General features: G+C 53.6%; 16 protein-coding genes and 1 riboswitch. Of the genes, 3 read left to right on the top strand and 13 right to left on the bottom strand.

Annotated features, from left to right (window positions below; translation table 11 throughout):
• Window positions 1–233: 233 nt before the first annotated feature.
• Together LZ634_RS21740 and LZ634_RS21735 are read right to left on the bottom strand one after the other, a co-directional pair.
• Window positions 234–1,421: an acetyl-CoA C-acetyltransferase gene (locus LZ634_RS21740; protein WP_234508817.1), complete on the bottom strand. Its 1,188-nt coding sequence runs from the start codon at window positions 1,419–1,421 to the stop codon at window positions 234–236.
• Between the two features lie 111 nt (window positions 1,422–1,532).
• On the bottom strand, window positions 1,533–2,402 hold the full coding sequence (locus LZ634_RS21735; RefSeq protein ID WP_234508816.1) for a LysR family transcriptional regulator: 870 nt from the start codon (window positions 2,400–2,402) through the stop codon (window positions 1,533–1,535).
• Between the two features lie 94 nt (window positions 2,403–2,496).
• Between LZ634_RS21735 and LZ634_RS21730 the strand changes: the two genes are divergently transcribed.
• Together LZ634_RS21730 and LZ634_RS21725 are read left to right on the top strand one after the other, a co-directional pair.
• The gene (locus LZ634_RS21730) at window positions 2,497–2,952 is read left to right on the top strand and encodes a multidrug/biocide efflux PACE transporter (protein WP_234508815.1); all 456 of its coding nucleotides are present in this window, start codon (window positions 2,497–2,499) and stop codon (window positions 2,950–2,952) included.
• A 117-nt stretch (window positions 2,953–3,069) separates the two neighbouring features.
• On the top strand, window positions 3,070–4,299 hold the full coding sequence (locus LZ634_RS21725; RefSeq protein WP_234508814.1) for an amino acid permease: 1,230 nt from the start codon (window positions 3,070–3,072) through the stop codon (window positions 4,297–4,299).
• A 97-nt stretch (window positions 4,300–4,396) separates the two neighbouring features.
• Here the strand turns inward: LZ634_RS21725 and mqo are convergent, their stop codons facing one another.
• From mqo to LZ634_RS21690, 7 genes are all read right to left on the bottom strand, one after another.
• Window positions 4,397–6,052: a malate dehydrogenase (quinone) gene (mqo, locus tag LZ634_RS21720; RefSeq protein ID WP_234508813.1), complete on the bottom strand. Its 1,656-nt coding sequence runs from the start codon at window positions 6,050–6,052 to the stop codon at window positions 4,397–4,399.
• Between the two features lie 192 nt (window positions 6,053–6,244).
• Window positions 6,245–7,018 (bottom strand): ABC transporter ATP-binding protein, encoded by a 774-nt coding sequence (locus LZ634_RS21715; RefSeq protein WP_234508812.1) that lies wholly within the window; start codon window positions 7,016–7,018, stop codon window positions 6,245–6,247.
• A complete protein-coding gene (locus tag LZ634_RS21710; protein WP_234508811.1) occupies window positions 7,015–7,986 on the bottom strand; it encodes an ABC transporter substrate-binding protein in 972 nt (323 codons plus the stop codon). Before LZ634_RS21710 ends, LZ634_RS21715 begins: the two co-directional genes overlap by 4 nt.
• Window positions 7,987–8,039: 53 nt before the next feature.
• Window positions 8,040–8,876, bottom strand: a complete 837-nt coding sequence (locus LZ634_RS21705) for an ABC transporter permease (protein WP_234508810.1) — start codon at window positions 8,874–8,876, stop codon at window positions 8,040–8,042.
• Window positions 8,877–8,885: 9 nt separating this feature from the next.
• Window positions 8,886–10,232, bottom strand: a complete 1,347-nt coding sequence (locus tag LZ634_RS21700; RefSeq protein ID WP_234508809.1) for an LLM class flavin-dependent oxidoreductase — start codon at window positions 10,230–10,232, stop codon at window positions 8,886–8,888.
• Window positions 10,233–10,375: 143 nt separating this feature from the next.
• Window positions 10,376–11,695 carry a voltage-gated chloride channel family protein gene (locus LZ634_RS21695; RefSeq protein WP_234508808.1) on the bottom strand — a complete coding sequence of 440 codons (1,320 nt, stop codon included), beginning with the start codon at window positions 11,693–11,695 and terminating at the stop codon, window positions 10,376–10,378.
• Between the two features lie 70 nt (window positions 11,696–11,765).
• Window positions 11,766–11,827, bottom strand: a riboswitch (Fluoride riboswitch).
• 44 nt (window positions 11,828–11,871) lie between these two features.
• On the bottom strand, window positions 11,872–12,336 hold the full coding sequence (locus tag LZ634_RS21690; protein ID WP_052282028.1) for an Lrp/AsnC family transcriptional regulator: 465 nt from the start codon (window positions 12,334–12,336) through the stop codon (window positions 11,872–11,874).
• A gap of 140 nt (window positions 12,337–12,476) precedes the next feature.
• On the opposite strand from LZ634_RS21690, the gene LZ634_RS21685 reads away from it, so the two are divergent.
• Entirely contained in the window at window positions 12,477–13,088 is a 612-nt protein-coding gene (locus LZ634_RS21685; protein WP_234508807.1) for a LysE family translocator, read from the top strand.
• Window positions 13,089–13,123: 35 nt separating this feature from the next.
• Here LZ634_RS21685 and LZ634_RS21680 read toward each other — a convergent pair whose 3' ends face one another.
• From LZ634_RS21680 to LZ634_RS21665, 4 genes are all read right to left on the bottom strand, one after another.
• Window positions 13,124–13,396, bottom strand: coding sequence for a GNAT family N-acetyltransferase (locus LZ634_RS21680; protein ID WP_234508806.1), 273 nt, complete (start codon window positions 13,394–13,396; stop codon window positions 13,124–13,126).
• A gap of 10 nt (window positions 13,397–13,406) precedes the next feature.
• Complete coding sequence (gene yjdI / locus LZ634_RS21675) at window positions 13,407–13,640, bottom strand: 4Fe-4S mono-cluster protein YjdI (protein ID WP_234508805.1); 234 nt, start codon at window positions 13,638–13,640, stop codon at window positions 13,407–13,409.
• 68 nt (window positions 13,641–13,708) lie between these two features.
• Window positions 13,709–14,242: a hypothetical protein gene (locus tag LZ634_RS21670; protein WP_234508804.1), complete on the bottom strand. Its 534-nt coding sequence runs from the start codon at window positions 14,240–14,242 to the stop codon at window positions 13,709–13,711.
• 176 nt (window positions 14,243–14,418) lie between these two features.
• A complete protein-coding gene (locus LZ634_RS21665) occupies window positions 14,419–15,111 on the bottom strand; it encodes an oligogalacturonate-specific porin KdgM family protein (protein WP_234508803.1) in 693 nt (230 codons plus the stop codon).
• Window positions 15,112–15,198: the final 87 nt, after the last annotated feature.

The raw sequence follows: 15,198 nt of genomic DNA, 5'->3' as shown, positions 1-15,198 counted from the left end.
AAATAACGTAGGTTATTTTTATAAAGAGTAATTATTTGTGTTTAATTAATGATCAGGCTAAGACTTAACCAACAGGCAACATTCGCTATTGATACAATTAAACATACATTTATAAGAGGACTGACTGGACATACCGCCATCGTTATTTTCTAAAAACCAGGGGTATAAACAAAAAAAGACCTCCTATGAGGTCTTTAATGTGAGAGTCGTGTTGAGAGAAAAATAAAAAGGAATTACTGAATATCCCGCTCCACTGCGAGCGCCACGCCTTGTCCGCCACCGATACACAATGTCGCCAGCCCTTTACGGGCATCTCGCTTCACCATTTCGTGCACCAGTGAAACCAGAATACGGCAGCCGGAAGCGCCAATAGGATGCCCCAGGGCGATCGCCCCGCCGTTCACATTCACCTTTTGCTCATTCCACTCCAGCATCCTGCCGACTGAAATGGCCTGCGCCGCAAAGGCTTCATTCGCTTCAATCAGGTCAACATCGCTGAGCTGCCAACCCGCTCGTTCGAGGCAACGGCGCGTTGCATAGACAGGAGCGATGCCCATCAACGCGGGATCAACCCCGACGCTGGCAAACGCCCGGATGCGGGCAAGGATCGGCAACCCGAGCTCCAGCGCTTTGCTTTCGCTCATCATCAGCACCGCCGCCGCACCATCATTAATAGAAGAGGCGTTACCGGCAGTGACCGAGCCCGCACTCTCAAAAGAAGGCACTAGCCGCGCCAACGCCTCTGCGCTGGCATCGGTTTGCGGCTGTTCGTCGGTATCCACTACCTGCGAAACACCGCCGGGCAGTGCGTTAGTGACCGGCACAATTTCATCACGAAAACGTCCGGAATCAATCGCTTTACGCGCTTTATGCTGTGAACTCAGCGCCCAGGCATCCTGCTGTTCACGGCTGATACCGTATTCACGCGCCAGGTTTTCCGCCGTCACGCCCATGTGGTAGTCATTGAACGCATCCCACAGACCATCGTGGACCAGGCTATCAATCAGTTGGCTGTTACCGAGCTGTGCGCCGGTACGACTATCGGTTAATACGTGCGGTGCGCGGCTCATATTCTCCTGCCCACCGGCGATAACCACATCCGCTTCGCCACACTGAATGGCCTGGGTTGCCAGATGCAGCGCTTTCAAACCGGACCCGCAGACGTCGTTAATGGTAATGGCCGAAACGGTATTTGGCAGACCGCCTTTGATAGCCGACTGGCGCGCCGGGTTTTGCCCCGTTCCCGCCGTCAGTACCTGACCAATAATCACCTCATCGATAACCGCAGCAGAAATACCGCTGCGCTCTACCAATGCATGGATCACAAGGCTACCCAGTTCCACGGCGGAATGGCGGGCTAACGCCCCCTGAAAACAGCCAATGGGCGTCCGGACAGCACCTACGATAACGACGTCTTTCATCTCGACCTCAGCGCAAAATAGTCCGCGTATAGTAGATGATTGTTATCAAATTTTTTCTCGATTGTTTAAAAAAAGTGAGTTTTATCACAAAGGAAATTCATATCCCGCGCCTCAGGCCGAAACCTGCTGCAGGTACTGCCGCAGCCAGTTTCCCGATGCCCCAAGCGGCGCGGCTTTGTGCCACAGGAGATCGGTCGATACCGATATTGGCCAGCCCGCAATATTGAGCATCGTCAGTTCCGCCGAACGCGAAAATTCATCCACCAGCGCGCAGGGCAGCGCACACCATCCCAGCCCCTGCGCCGCCATGCTCAGCAGCATCAGATAGTTGGGAGCAGACCAAACCGGCCCGCGCGAAGGCGTCGTGCGATTTTCCAGATAGGTATTGAGGCGTAGCTCGCGCCAGGTGCGTAGCTGTTCCAGCGTCAGTCCCTGTTCGCGGGTCAAAGGGTGATCGGGCGAAGTATAGATAGCCATTCGCGTCTGCATCGGCAGGCGGATGTGACCAATATCGGTGGGATAGTCCTCGCGGGCTTCAATCAGCCCCACCTGCGCGCGCCCTTTTTGCAGCAGATCGACAACATCGTCGTCTTCCCCTACCAGGCACTCAAATTCAGTGTGCGGAAAACGCCGGTCAAACTGCGCCAGCAAACCTTCCAGCACATCCGGATGCAGCGTGTCGGAAAGCACAAAGGTCAGCCGCGCTTCGGTTTCACCGCTTAACGACACCGCCAGTTCATCCAGCCGCTCGCTGGCAGCCAGAATCGCCTGCACATAGCTCAACACCCGCTGCCCCTCGGCGGTCAGCACCGGCTGGCGTGCCGAGCGGTCAAACAGCATGACGCCAATATCCGCCTCCAGGTGGGCGATAGCCGTACTGATCGTTGACTGACTTTTGCGCAAACGGCGGGCCGCGGCGGAGAACGATCCGCAGGCAACCGTTTCGACAAAGGCGGTAAGAGCTTCGGGAGAATAGCGCATGAAGTATCTACTTTATCGATGGGTTCTATCTTTTACTTATCATATTTACCCATAAAATACCCGCAACAACGTTCAATAATTGAAAGGTCATCAGATGCAACAGGATTCATTACATCGCAGAAAGCTCCCGGAGCGTATCTTCCATGCCGTTTGCTTTGAGGGGATCGCCACCGCGATCCTCGCGCCAACCGCGGCCTGGCTCATGCAGCGTTCGGTACTGGAAATGGGCGGCCTAACTGTGATTCTGGCCACCACCGCTATGGTATGGAATATCATCTACAACGCCGTCTTCGACCGACTGTGGCCGGTAACACGCGTGAAGCGCACCGCCAAAGTTCGCGCTCTGCATGCCCTGGGGTTTGAGTGTGGATTTATCGTCATCGGCGTGAGCATTGTGTCGTTCGTACTCGGCGTGACGCTGCTGCAGGCGCTGACCCTGGAGATCGGCTTCTTCTTGTTCTTCCTGCCCTACACCATGCTCTACAACTGGGTCTACGACAGCCTGCGTGAGCGGGTGGTTAAGCGCCGTTTAGAGAATCGCTGCGCATAAAATCCCTCTGCTTTTCAGACCGATAGCCATCGGTCTGAAAATGTTCAGCCACACGAAAAGCTAATTATGGTAAATTATCCGCCATTTTTTTGGTTTTATGGTTGATATATTCAAATAATGTCTAAAATTTGGTCTAAAGAAGAGACCCTCTGGAGCTTTGCCCTGTATGGCACTGCCGTCGGAGCAGGGACGTTGTTCCTGCCCATCCAGTTGGGTACAGCCGGCGCGGTGGTCTTGTTTATCACCGCCCTCGTCGCCTGGCCCCTGACGTACTGGCCACACCGCGCGTTATGCCAGTTCATCTTATCTGCTAACACACCGGCCAGCGTTGGCATCACCGGAGCCGTGACGCATTACTACGGCAAAAAAATTGGCAGCCTGATTACCGCACTCTACTTCATCGCGTTCTTCGTTGTGGTGTTGATCTACGCGGTGGCGATTACCAACTCGCTGGCAGAGCAAATTTCCCACTATCGACCGGTGGATTTGCCGCTGCGCGCGCTGATTAGCCTGGGCGTAGTCCTGCTGCTCAATCTGATCTTCCTGACCGGTCGCCAGACGACCATTAAAGTCATGGGGATGCTGGTGTTCCCGCTTATCGCCTACTTCCTGTTCCTGTCGATTTATCAGATAGGCAGCTGGCAGCCGTCGCTACTGACCACCCAGATGGAGGTCAATACCCATACGCTGCACCAGGTGTGGTTATCCATTCCCGTGATGGTTTTCGCTTTTAGCCATACGCCAATTATTTCGACCTTCGCCATCGACCGGCGAGAGAAATATGGCGAGCAAGCCATGGGTAAATGCAAAAAAAACATGAAGGTGGCGTATCTGATCATCTGCCTGAGCGTGCTGTTCTTCGTCTTCAGCTGCCTGATGTCAATTCCGCCGTCCTATATCAATGCCGCGAAAAACGAAGGCGTCACCATTCTTTCTGCGCTGTCGATGGTGCCAAACTCCCCAAGCTGGCTGTCTATCTCCGGTATTATTGTGGCGGTGGTGGCAATGTCGAAGTCGTTCCTCGGCACCTATTTTGGGGTGATTGAAGGGGCTAGCGAAATGGTTAAAGCCACGCTGAACCAGGTTGGCGTGCGCAAGAGCCGCTCCTTTAACCGCGGGTTATCTATCCTGTTGGTGTCGACGCTGACCTTTATCGTCTGCTGCATCAACCCGAATGCTATTTCGATGATCTACGCCATCAGCGGCCCGTTGATTGCCATGATTCTGTTTATCATGCCAACGCTGTCGACTTATCTTATCCCAGCGCTCAAGCCTTACCGCTCCATCGGTAGCCTGATTACGCTGATTGTCGGGTTAATGTGCGTCTCGGTGATGTTCCTCGGTTAACCGGGTAACGGAAAGTAAAAAGGCCTGTCAGGGGAACCCAACAGGCCTTTTTTATGGCTTCCCTGCGCGCCGGTAGACCGGCCGCAGAGAGTACAAATTACAGTGCCATATCGTGCTGCGGTGAAGCGGCCGCTGGCTGCTCTGCCGGTTTTGCCTGCGCAACTGGTGCTGCTGGCATATTAATCACCGGCGGTTTGGTCAGTTGCAGCGTGGTGGCCGTGTCATCCCAAACCTGCTGCGTCAGCGCCGTATTGCCGTTCAGAGTCTGACCAAAGCTTGGAACGATACCGCGAATTTTGCTCTGCCACTCCGGTGAATTGAACTGCTCCGGGAACAGCTTTTTAATCACATTCAGGGTGATAGGCGCGGCGGTAGATGCCCCCGGTGATGCGCCCAGCAGTGCAGAAATGGTGCGCTGCTGGTCAACAACCACTTCGGTACCCAGCTTCAGTACGCCGCCTTTATCCGCATCTTTCTTGATAATCTGCACGCGCTGGCCAGCCTGAATCAGCTTCCAGTCCTCTTTACGCGCTTGCGGGTAGTACTCTTTTAGCGCCGCAAAGCGGTCATCATCGCTCAGCATCACCTGGCTAATCAGGTATTTCACCAGATCGAAGTTATCAAGGCCAACGTGGGTCATCGGCAGCACGTTGCTGGTCGTGGTGGTGCTCAGCAGATCGAAGAACGACCCCTCTTTGAGGAATTTGGTCGAGAAGGTGGCGAACGGCCCAAACAGCACCACGCGTTTGCCATCGATAAAGCGCGCATCGATATGCGGTACCGACATCGGCGGCGCGCCCACGGAAGCCTGACCGTAGACTTTTTCCAGGTGCTGGCGAGTGACGTCCGGATTTTCGGTCATCAGGAACGAGCCACCCACCGGGAAGCCTGCGTAGTTATCCGCTTCCGGAATGCCGGTTTTTTGCAGCAGCTTCAGCGCCCCACCACCAGCACCGATGAAGACATATTTCGCATCAATGGCGTGCTGTTTGCCATTTTTGACATCTTCAATGGTGACATGCCAGGAGTTATCGCCGTTACGCTTGAACTCGGTCACTTCTGATGAGGTTTGCAGCGTGAAGTGCTCATTCTTCTGCAGGCTGCCAATCAGCTGGCGGGTAATTTCACCGTAGTTGACGTCGGTACCGGCAGGAGTCCAAGTCGCCGCCACTTTCTGCTGCGGGTCACGGCCGGCCATCACCAGCGGCGCCCACTGGGCAATTTGCTGATGATCGGTGGAGAATTTCATGCCCTGGAACAGGGTGGTTTTTTGCAGCGCGTCGTAGCGCTTGCCGAGGTAATCAACGTTCTTATCGCCCCAGACGAAGCTCATGTGCGGCGTAGAGTTGATAAACGCATGCGGGTTATTCAGCACGCCGCGCTTCACCTGCGAGGACCAGAACTGGCGGGAAATCATAAACTGTTCGTTGATTTCCAGCGCCTTGGTTACGTCGATGGTGCCGTCCGGATGCTCCGGCGTATAGTTCAGCTCCATGTTCGCGGAGTGGCCAGTACCGGCGTTGTTCCAGCCATTAGAGGATTCAAGCGCCACTTTGTCGAGCTTCTCGACCATCACTTGTTTCCAGTCTGGTTGCAGCTCTTGCAGCCAGGTACCCAGCGACGCACTCATAATCCCACCGCCTATCAGCAGGACGTCTGTTTTTTGCGTCGTATCGGTATTTGCGTAAGCGGCTGAATTGACCAGCAGCGCTATTGTCGCCAGAGAGAATAGTTTTTTATTTATTGCAGGCATAATGATGATATTCGCATAGCAAAATGTAATGTGTGCGCTAATAGTAGCGCACTTTTACATTATTTTAAAATATCACTCACCTTCCACCTAGAATTATTAACATTTACACCCACCCGCTTTATTTAATTAAAAAAAGCAGCCATATTCTTTGCGTGGAAATAAAGGCTAACCAACTCATCTTGCAACAAATAATTAATGCAGGCCAAACTCGGCCATTAATTCCTGCCGCAGGGCTACAAAATCTGCACTGCTGCGTACGCGTGGGCGAGAAAGCGTGACCTCAATGGTACGAATCGGATCGCCCTTAATTTTCGGCAGGATCAGCACCCGGTCGGCCAGGTAAATCGCCTCTTCGAGATCGTGCGTCACCAGCACCATGGTGATTTTCTCAACCTTATGGATCCGCGCCAGCTCTTCCTGCATGGTGATTTTAGTCATTGCATCCAGCGCCCCCAGCGGCTCATCAAGCAGCAAGATCTCCGGCTGAATAGTCAATGCGCGGGCAATCCCAACGCGCTGGGCCATGCCGCCGGAAAGCTGATTTGGCAGCGCCTGTTCACAGTGGCCTAGCCCCACCAGCTCAATCGCCTCTTTGGCCCGCTCCCGCGCCTTTTTGCGCGGAACGCCCTGCACGTCCAGGCTGAAGCTGACGTTTTCCAGCACCGTCAACCACGGCAGCAGACGCGGCTCCTGAAAAATGACCGCCCGCTCGCGGCTCATGCCGTGCACCGCCTGGCCATCAATCACCACATCCCCGCCGTCCGGCGTCTCCAGCCCTGCCAGGATACGCAGCAGCGTGGTTTTTCCGCAGCCGCTTGGCCCCACAATCGCGATACTCTGGCCGCTGTCGATCTGCAAATTCAGATCGCGAAAGACATCAAACGGCTTACCTTCAAGGGAAAACGTCTTGCGCAGACGACGAATCGAAATATCTCCGCGCTGCGCCTGAATGGATGTTGTCATCATACACCTTCCGTTTTGAGCAAAATATTTGACGCTTTCAGCTGACCTTTCTGGATAACGCCATCGCGCTCAAGAATCTCCAGCCAGAACTGCACATCATGCGGCTCAGCCAGCCCGCCTTTACGCACGCCGTAGCCGGTAAAGTACTGCGCTACTTCCGGGTTTTCACCGCGTTCTTTGAGAATTTTGGCCATAATTTCGCGCACTTTTTCCGGGTTATCGCGGGCATAGTCCAGCGCTCGCGCCGACTCCACCACGAAGATGCGCGCCGCATCCGGATGTTTTTTCACAAAGTCTGCGCGCAGTACGGTAAAACCACCGGCAATCGGCCCCAGCACGTCGGCATCGTTGAAAATTGGTCGCAGGCCACCGTGGCTACGCGCCGCACCTTCAAAGGTCGTCTGCCAGTAGCCGAATGCCGCCACGTCGACCTGTCCTGAACGCAGAGTTTGCTCCAGCTGCGGGCCCGGTACTGCCACCGGCTTGGCGGCGTTTTCAGGCAAATTGGCCTGATGCAGCGCCTCACGCAATGTGTAATCCAGATGCGCCCCCAGCGTGTTCACCGCGACGCTTTTGCCGACTAAATCTTTGACTGATTTAATCGGGCTATCTTCCTTAACGTAGAAAATCGATTTGGTGGTTTCATTGATGCCGTTGGTTGGATAGGCCGCAACAAAGTCATTGCCGTTGGCAATCGAGTTAATCACCGCCGGCGTGGCCGCCGAGCCAATATCAATGCTGTTCGAGGCCAGAGCAAATAACGACTCCGGGCCGCCGCTGGCGTAACCGGCATTTTTAATCGACACACCGGTGCCTTTGAAATAGCCGAGTGCTTCCGCTAACTCATGGGCGGAAATACCGCCGTAGCTCGCCATATAGCGCATAGTCACTTCATCCTGAGCCCGCACGGAGGCGCTGATGCCAAAAAGGAAAAGAGCTGCAACCCACGCAAAATAAATTTGTTTTTTCATTATAAAATTCCCATCAGGATATATTCGAAAGCGAAAAATAAAGTGCAGAAAAATTAGTGGTTACGTGTGTTCCAGCGACACAGACGGCGCTGCAAAAACACCAGAATGGCGTTAGCTAATAGCCCGGCAAAGGCCAGCAGGAATATGGCGGCAAACATCATCGGGATCTGGAAGTTATATTGTGCATTGATCACCCGAAAACCGATCCCCTGATTGGCGCCAATCATCTCAGCGGCGATCAGCAGCAGCAGTGCGGTGGTCGCCGACAGGCGTAGGCCGACAAAAATAGAGGGCACGGAAGCCGGAACAATCACCCGATAGAACAGCGTCAGTCGCCCGGCACCAAAGGTTTTCGCCATCTCTAAGAGCTTCCCATCCACCTCTTTAACACCGCTAATGGTCGACAGCAGAATCGGGAACAGCGCCGCCCAGAAGATCACGAACACTTTGGAGGTTTCCCCCAGCCCCAGCAGCAGAATAAAGATCGGATACAGGGCCAGCGCCGAGGTCTGCCGGAACAGCTGAAGGATAGGATCCAGCGCCTGTTCCAGCGGTCGAATTTGCCCCATAAACAGCCCCAGCGGAATACCCACCACGATGGCGGCGAAGAACGCCAGCCCCGCACGCTGCAGGCTTATCGTGATGTCCCCGAGCAGCGCCCCCTGAGTAATACCGTTCCACAAGGCCACAAAGATTTTATCCAGCGGCGGGATCACCGCCGCATTCAGCCATCCCGTGCTGCTGGCAATTTGCCAACCGGCGAAGAACAGCACCAGCAGGCCGTAGCGGGCAATCAGCGACAGGCTGCGCTGATACCAGACTTTGTACGCTGGTACTGGCGCCGCCTGGCGACGGGCTCTCAGACGGATTCGGGTGGTGGAATAGAACATAGAGCCTCCTCAAGCCACTTTGGCGTTGCGCACAGCGCTATAGCGGTTGCTGGCAAACGGCAGCCCCAGATTTTCGCGCAGCGTTTTGCCTTCATACTGGGTACGGAACAACCCGCGTTTTTGCAAAATTGGCACCACCAGCTCGATGAAATCATCCAGACCGCCCGGCAACCAAGGCGGCAGCACGTTGAAGCCATCCGCCGCTTCGTTTTCAAACCACGCTTGCAGCGTGTCAGCGACCTGCTCTGCGCTACCCACCACGGTGAAGTGACCGCGTGCGGTCGCCACCCATTGATAGAGCTGGCGAATAGTAAAGTTGTTTTCATCAGCAATCTGGCGGATCAGCTCAGGGCGAGACTTCATCCCTTCCGTTACCGGCAACGGTGGCAGTGGGCCATCCGGATCGAATTTACCCAGATCAATCGCCCCGCCCGCCAGACCGTTCAGCAGCGCGATGCCGTCGGCTTCAACAATCAGCGAAGTCAGCTTGCGGTATTTCTCCTGCGCTTCTTCCTCGGTGCGGCCAATAAATGGCGCGACGCCAGGCATGATCAGGACATGATCCGGGTTACGACCGGCAGCTCTGGCGCGCTTTTTAATATCGCGATAGAAATCCTGCGCGGTTTCCAGATGCTGGTGTGACGTGAAGATCACTTCTGCGGTGGCGGCCGCCAGTGAGCGCCCACTTTCAGACTGCCCAGCCTGCACAATAACCGGCTGGCCCTGAGGAGAACGCGGTACGTTTAGCGGCCCGCGAACTTTAAAGAATTTGCCGACATGGTTGGTGTCATGCACCTTATCCCGGTCGAAGAACTGGCCCGAGGCTTTATCACGCAGGAAGGCGTCGTCTTCGAAGCTATCCCACAGCTTTTTCACCACTTCAACATGCTCGGTTGCCCGCTGATAGCGGTACTCATGCGGGTGCTGGGCGTCGAGATTAAAATTATGCGCCGCGGCTTCGGTGGCGGTCGTCACCACGTTCCATCCGGCACGGCCACCGGAGATTAAATCCAGCGAGGCGAATTTACGCGCCAGATTGTAGGGTTCTTCATAGGTCGTGGACGCAGTGGCAATAAAACCGATGTTTTGGGTCAGCGGTGCCAATGCGGAAAACAGCGTCACCGGTTCAAAACCGGCGACTTTCGCCGTGCCGCCATCGGTCACGCCGGAGGCCGGAATCGCCAGGCCATCGGCAAGGAAGTAGGCATCAAACAGGCCGCGTTCGGCGGTTTGCGCCAGCTGCTTGTGGAATTCGAAACTGGTTGCGCCATCGGCGGGTTGGTCCGGATGACGCCATGCCGCAATATGCTGGCCGCCGCCGGGAAGGAAAGCACCTAACTTGATTTGTCTGCTCATTCTGGGTTTCTCCTGATTCGTTGCCGGAATAGTGGGCTGGAACCAAGATAGCCAGAATGAGCCGCCATTCTGAAATAACAATTATTGAGTACGTTATTTACATTTTCGCAATAAGAAATCCATGCTGTTACAACAATAAGTTATTAGCTATCCGCTTTTTCCTTATCATGGTCAGCGACAGACTCCGTCTGTTCACGCTGCCAGACCGCGAGTTCCGCCAGTTTTATGCCTGCCGGTACGCTGCGATGTTTCATACAGGCAATACGCTGGGAACGGTAGATACCGGTATAGCCTGACACCAGATATGCCACCACGCAGCCCATTGCGGCGTAAATACCGATATCAGCCCCGAAGAGTTCAATCGCCATCAGGGTTGAGGCAATCGGCGTATTGGCCGCACCGGCGAACACCGCCACAAAACCGATCCCGGCCAGGAAGGCAAAAGGTAAATGCAGCAGCGGTGCCAGCGCATTGCCCAACGTCGCTCCGACGTAGAACAGCGGCGTCACTTCCCCGCCCTTAAAGCCGCTGCCCAAAGAGGTGACGGTAAACACCAGCTTGCCGAGAAAATCCCACGGTGCCAGCGGATGCTGGAACGCATCGACAATCACCGGGATCCCGAGGCCAATGTAACGGTCGGCATGCAGCAAATAGACTGCAATTGCCACAATCACCCCGCCGATAAATGGCCGCAACGGTGGGTAAGCGATGTGCGTTTTCATAATGCCACCAATCACATGCGTAGCATCGGCAAAAACGCGCGCCGCCAGGCCAAAGCAGCAGCCCGCGATAATCACCGCCCCCAGCGTCCAAATAGACATTTGTGGGATCGCTGACATCGCATAATGCGTATGGTGAACGCCCCACATCAGGCCAACCTGGTCGGCAACAATCGCCGCCAGCAGGCAGGGAAAAATCGCCGTGTAGTGCATCCGCCCTATCGCCATCACTTCGAGACCAAAAATCGCCCCAGCGAGCGGCGTGCCAAATACCGACGAAAAACCGGCGCTGACGCCGGCCATCAAAACCATGCGCCGCGCGTCATTATTGAGCTTTAACGCCGAAGTAAACTGGTCAGCAATAGAGGCTCCCATTTGTACCGCCGTACCTTCACGCCCAACCGATGCGCCAAATAGATGCGAAATCACCGTGCCAATAAACACCAGCGGTGCCATCCGCAGTGGAATAACCCGAGCCGGGCTATGCACCTCTTCAAGGATCAGATTGTTGCCCGCCTCCACGTCACGACCAAAACGCAGATAAACCCAGCCCACGGCAAAACCGGCAAATGGCAGCAGCCAGATAAGCCAGTGATGATGGAGACGCGTTGCGGTCGCCCAGTCGAGCGAGAAGAGAAATAGCGCGGAGGCCGAGCCGACAAAAACGGCCATTACCAGGGCCAGCAGCAGCCATTGCACCATAAAGAAAAGCGTATTTTTACGAGCGAAGTTTTCAGAGAGCATTGACGCATCCTCAGATGAATTAATCATCCTGGACGCGGTAGAGGTGTGCCTGTTCATTCCCGGTCCAGGAATAAAAACAGGCATCATCAGCCACACGGCGGTTCAAGGGGGTATGCCATCCCCTGTGCGAGAATATTAGCATACGAATCGTTTCAGCTTAAAGCGTTTAGCCGCGGTTATTTTAATGAGTCCAGCGGGAACGGCCGATCCTGCACCACCGTTTTCATCACCAGCGTAGAGCGCAGATGCTGTACGCCAGGCATCGCCGAGAGCTTTTGATCGTAGAGCTTCTGGAAAGCCGAAAGATCCCGCGTCACCACCTGCATTAAATAATCCGGATCGCCAAACAGGCGCTGCGCCAGCACGATCTGCGGGATCTCTTCCACCGCCTCTTCAAAAGCGCTAACCGCTTTTTTGTCGCCCTCTTTTAAGGTGGCAAACACCAGCGCCACAAAGTTGAATCCCATCTTGCCGGGATCGAGATTGGCACGGTAGCCGGAGATAACGCCTTCCTGCTCCAGCGCGCGCAGGCGTCGATGACACGGGGAGAGGCTTAAATTTACCCGCTCAGCCAGCTCGGTAATAGATAAACGTCCATCCGCCTGAAGCTCAGCAAGAATTTTTCGATCAATGCTATCCATTTAGAAGATTCTCTCATTTGATGCGAGTTTCCAGCATAACATTGAAAGCTCATTGCGCAGTATTCCCGATATTCTTTCGTTAGTGCAAAACGTGAATGAGTTGATGGTAATGCAATGAAAAATAAGGGAAGGTTCAGAGAATGGAAATAAGTCTGGTAGCCGGATTCTGGCTGGTTTCCTTTCTGCTCATTATGACGCCCGGCGCAGATTGGGCCTATACCATCAGCGCCGGGATCCACGGCCGTCGTATCGTGCCTGCCGTCGCCGGACTGATGTCCGGCCATCTGCTGGCGACACTGGTGGTGGTCGCTGGGCTAGGGGTATTGATTGCCGGGCATCCGCTGGCGCTGTCTGCGATTACGCTTTTGGGCGCATGTTATCTGCTATGGCTCGGTGTTTCACTGCTGCGCCATCCGGCGTCGGTTTCCAGCGCTAACCAGCTCAGCGGCGGTTGGAATCACTGGGCGTTGAAGGGGTTGTGCATCAGCGGTCTCAATCCCAAGGTCTTTTTACTGTTTCTGGCGTTACTGCCGCAGTTCACCGACCCGCACGGTCAATGGCCGGTTGCCATGCAGATGTCGGCGCTCGGGCTGATGCATCTTGTCACCTGCACCATTATCTATCTCCTGGTGGGCTATGGTTCGCGGGCGCTGCTGACAAGCCGTCCACAGGCGGCAAGACTGGTCAGTCGATTCTCAGGGGGATTGATGGTGGTGATTGCGGCGCTGCTGCTGTTCGAGCAGATCCATTAAAAAGAAGCTGCGCCAGCCTGAGCTGGCGCAGAGATTCAGGCACGAATATCGTCGTATTCGCGGGTGTTATCAAACTCGTGTTTAGCAAATGGGCACAGCGGAATAATTTTGCGCTGTTCTGCGCGCATTTTCGCCACCACTTTTGCCACCAGCTTTTTACCCACGCCCTGCCCTTTCAGGCTTTCATCGACATCGGTGTGTTCAATAATACTCAGGTGCTCACCGGTAGGGACAAACACAATTTCGGCAACCTGGTTACCGTCAGCGTCGTTGACGTAAAACTTGTTATGACCTTCCAGAATTTCCATTTGCTCTCACTTAGTCATGATGACGGTACTTAAGCGCCCCGCTCGGGCAGGTATCAATCACGCGCACCACCGTGGCAACGTCAACTTCATCCGGGATGATCCACGGTTTGCGTTTCAGGTTGAATAGCTTCCCGCTGCCGCGAACGCAGTTGCCGGAATGCTGGCAAATCGCCGTATTGAAGTAGACATCTATCTTATCCCCGGTATAGACGCGATAACCCGCGTCCTGTAGTTCCTTATCCATGACATTGCCTCTATTTTTTATATATGTTCGAGACTAAGCATAGACCTCCCCCCGATGAAAATCGCCAATCATTTCACCGTCACTTCATTGCGAATGCGGTTTTGAAACTCAGTCGACTGGGCAGAAAACTTTTGCAGTTTATCGTTGAGCTCAGCAATCACGCGCGGGCCGTCGCTTGAGCGTCCATACAGAAAATCAAAATAGACCGTGCAGTCAGCTATCTTGCACAGCTTGTCATAATCGTCCTGTAAATGGGGAAAATAGATGAAAATCAGCGCCTTAATTTTGGAGTGCAGATGAGTATTGTCACCGTTGATGCTGGCCTGTGTCCCGCGGAATTCCGCATCCTGCTTTCTCTTTATCTTTGCCAGAAAGAAATTAATACTAGCAATACGCTGCGTGTGCCACTCAATTTCCATCGCTAATAGCTCTTCATATTTCTGCAGCGTTTTCTGATGTTTTTCCTCCTCACGTTTTAGCTCAAATTCACTCAGCATTTTTTTCTCTATTTTCATTTCGGTACGCATGATGAGAAACCATCCTCCGCCCAAAATCAGAAAACAGACGATGAGAAGTAATAAAACGGCCATCGCGCTATTCATGCATCAACCTCTTCGTGAATGTAAAAAAATGACGTCATGTAAGAGCGACACAACTGCGCAGTAATATTAAAAAAAATATGCCGGTATCAAAAAACGTTCGGGGATGAGGTTTATCGTAAAGCAGAAAGGAGAAAACCCCGGCCATTTTACCGGGGTTCTTCAAACAAGAATGGGGATTAGAAGGAGTACGCTACACCAACGCGGAAACGGGTCTGGCGGTCGTCACGATCGTTGACACCCACGTTGCCCACTTCACCATATGGCGCCCAGTTTTTGTCGATTTTGTACGCCACTTTGACGTTGTATTCCTGAGAATACGGCTTGCTGTTATTACGATCTTTGCCTTCTGAACTGCGTGCGTAAACATAGTTCAGCTCGGTACGCCAGTCACCGAACACGTAGCCCGCCCATGCATCACCACGGTTGACTTTATCGTCGTTAACCGGCTTAGACGGGTTGCGGGTGTAATCATAGCGATAACGCGCTGCCACGTAGAAGCCATTATCGAAGCTATATTGCACGCGCAGGTTTGGTTTATAGATAGAACGGCTGTCGTTACTTTCAATATTAAAGCCCGGCTGCACGGAGAAGTTTTTATTGAATTTATACTGGTAGCTAATCGACTCTTCATGACCGTTACCAACAAAATCTGCATACGGTTTATCCGTATTATCGCCGCCTGATTTCCACTTCGCTTCTACTGAAAAACCGAAGCCATTAGCAAAACGGTGAGAGACTGAAACACGGTCAGCGTTAGTTTTATCTGTCTTGCCACCATCAATAAATTCGTGACGCAAATCGACTGTTACTGCGGATGCAGCGAAAGACGCGCCACATAAAGCCATCATGACCAGAGATTTCTTAAACATTCAATAACCCTCAATTGGAATCATGTTTCATTTTTATGAAACTGCATTTTATTTTTTTAAGAAGTATATTTTAGTGATCAAGATCGT

Source organism: Kluyvera intermedia (assembly GCF_021440345.1).
GTDB lineage: Bacteria > Pseudomonadota > Gammaproteobacteria > Enterobacterales > Enterobacteriaceae > Kluyvera > Kluyvera intermedia_A.
This window is presented reverse-complemented; position numbering and strand designations above follow the sequence as displayed.

Excerpts from the sequence above, each read along its gene's own strand:
- LZ634_RS21705 (WP_234508810.1), bottom strand. The coding sequence starts at position 8,876 with ATGTTCTATTCCACCACCCGAATCCGTCTGAGAGCCCGTCGCCAGGCG.
- LZ634_RS21685 (WP_234508807.1), top strand. The coding sequence starts at position 12,477 with ATGGAAATAAGTCTGGTAGCCGGATTCTGGCTGGTTTCCTTTCTGCTC.
- LZ634_RS21665 (WP_234508803.1), bottom strand. The coding sequence starts at position 15,111 with ATGTTTAAGAAATCTCTGGTCATGATGGCTTTATGTGGCGCGTCTTTC.
- LZ634_RS21725 (WP_234508814.1), top strand. The coding sequence starts at position 3,070 with ATGTCTAAAATTTGGTCTAAAGAAGAGACCCTCTGGAGCTTTGCCCTG.
- LZ634_RS21680 (WP_234508806.1), bottom strand. The coding sequence starts at position 13,396 with ATGGAAATTCTGGAAGGTCATAACAAGTTTTACGTCAACGACGCTGAC.
- LZ634_RS21735 (WP_234508816.1), bottom strand. The coding sequence starts at position 2,402 with ATGCGCTATTCTCCCGAAGCTCTTACCGCCTTTGTCGAAACGGTTGCC.
- LZ634_RS21690 (WP_052282028.1), bottom strand. The coding sequence starts at position 12,336 with ATGGATAGCATTGATCGAAAAATTCTTGCTGAGCTTCAGGCGGATGGA.
- LZ634_RS21670 (WP_234508804.1), bottom strand. The coding sequence starts at position 14,242 with ATGAATAGCGCGATGGCCGTTTTATTACTTCTCATCGTCTGTTTTCTG.
- LZ634_RS21715 (WP_234508812.1), bottom strand. The coding sequence starts at position 7,018 with ATGATGACAACATCCATTCAGGCGCAGCGCGGAGATATTTCGATTCGT.
- LZ634_RS21700 (WP_234508809.1), bottom strand. The coding sequence starts at position 10,232 with ATGAGCAGACAAATCAAGTTAGGTGCTTTCCTTCCCGGCGGCGGCCAG.
- mqo (WP_234508813.1), bottom strand. The coding sequence starts at position 6,052 with ATGCCTGCAATAAATAAAAAACTATTCTCTCTGGCGACAATAGCGCTG.
- LZ634_RS21740 (WP_234508817.1), bottom strand. The coding sequence starts at position 1,421 with ATGAAAGACGTCGTTATCGTAGGTGCTGTCCGGACGCCCATTGGCTGT.
- yjdI (WP_234508805.1), bottom strand. The coding sequence starts at position 13,640 with ATGGATAAGGAACTACAGGACGCGGGTTATCGCGTCTATACCGGGGAT.
- LZ634_RS21730 (WP_234508815.1), top strand. The coding sequence starts at position 2,497 with ATGCAACAGGATTCATTACATCGCAGAAAGCTCCCGGAGCGTATCTTC.
- LZ634_RS21695 (WP_234508808.1), bottom strand. The coding sequence starts at position 11,695 with ATGCTCTCTGAAAACTTCGCTCGTAAAAATACGCTTTTCTTTATGGTG.
- LZ634_RS21710 (WP_234508811.1), bottom strand. The coding sequence starts at position 7,986 with ATGAAAAAACAAATTTATTTTGCGTGGGTTGCAGCTCTTTTCCTTTTT.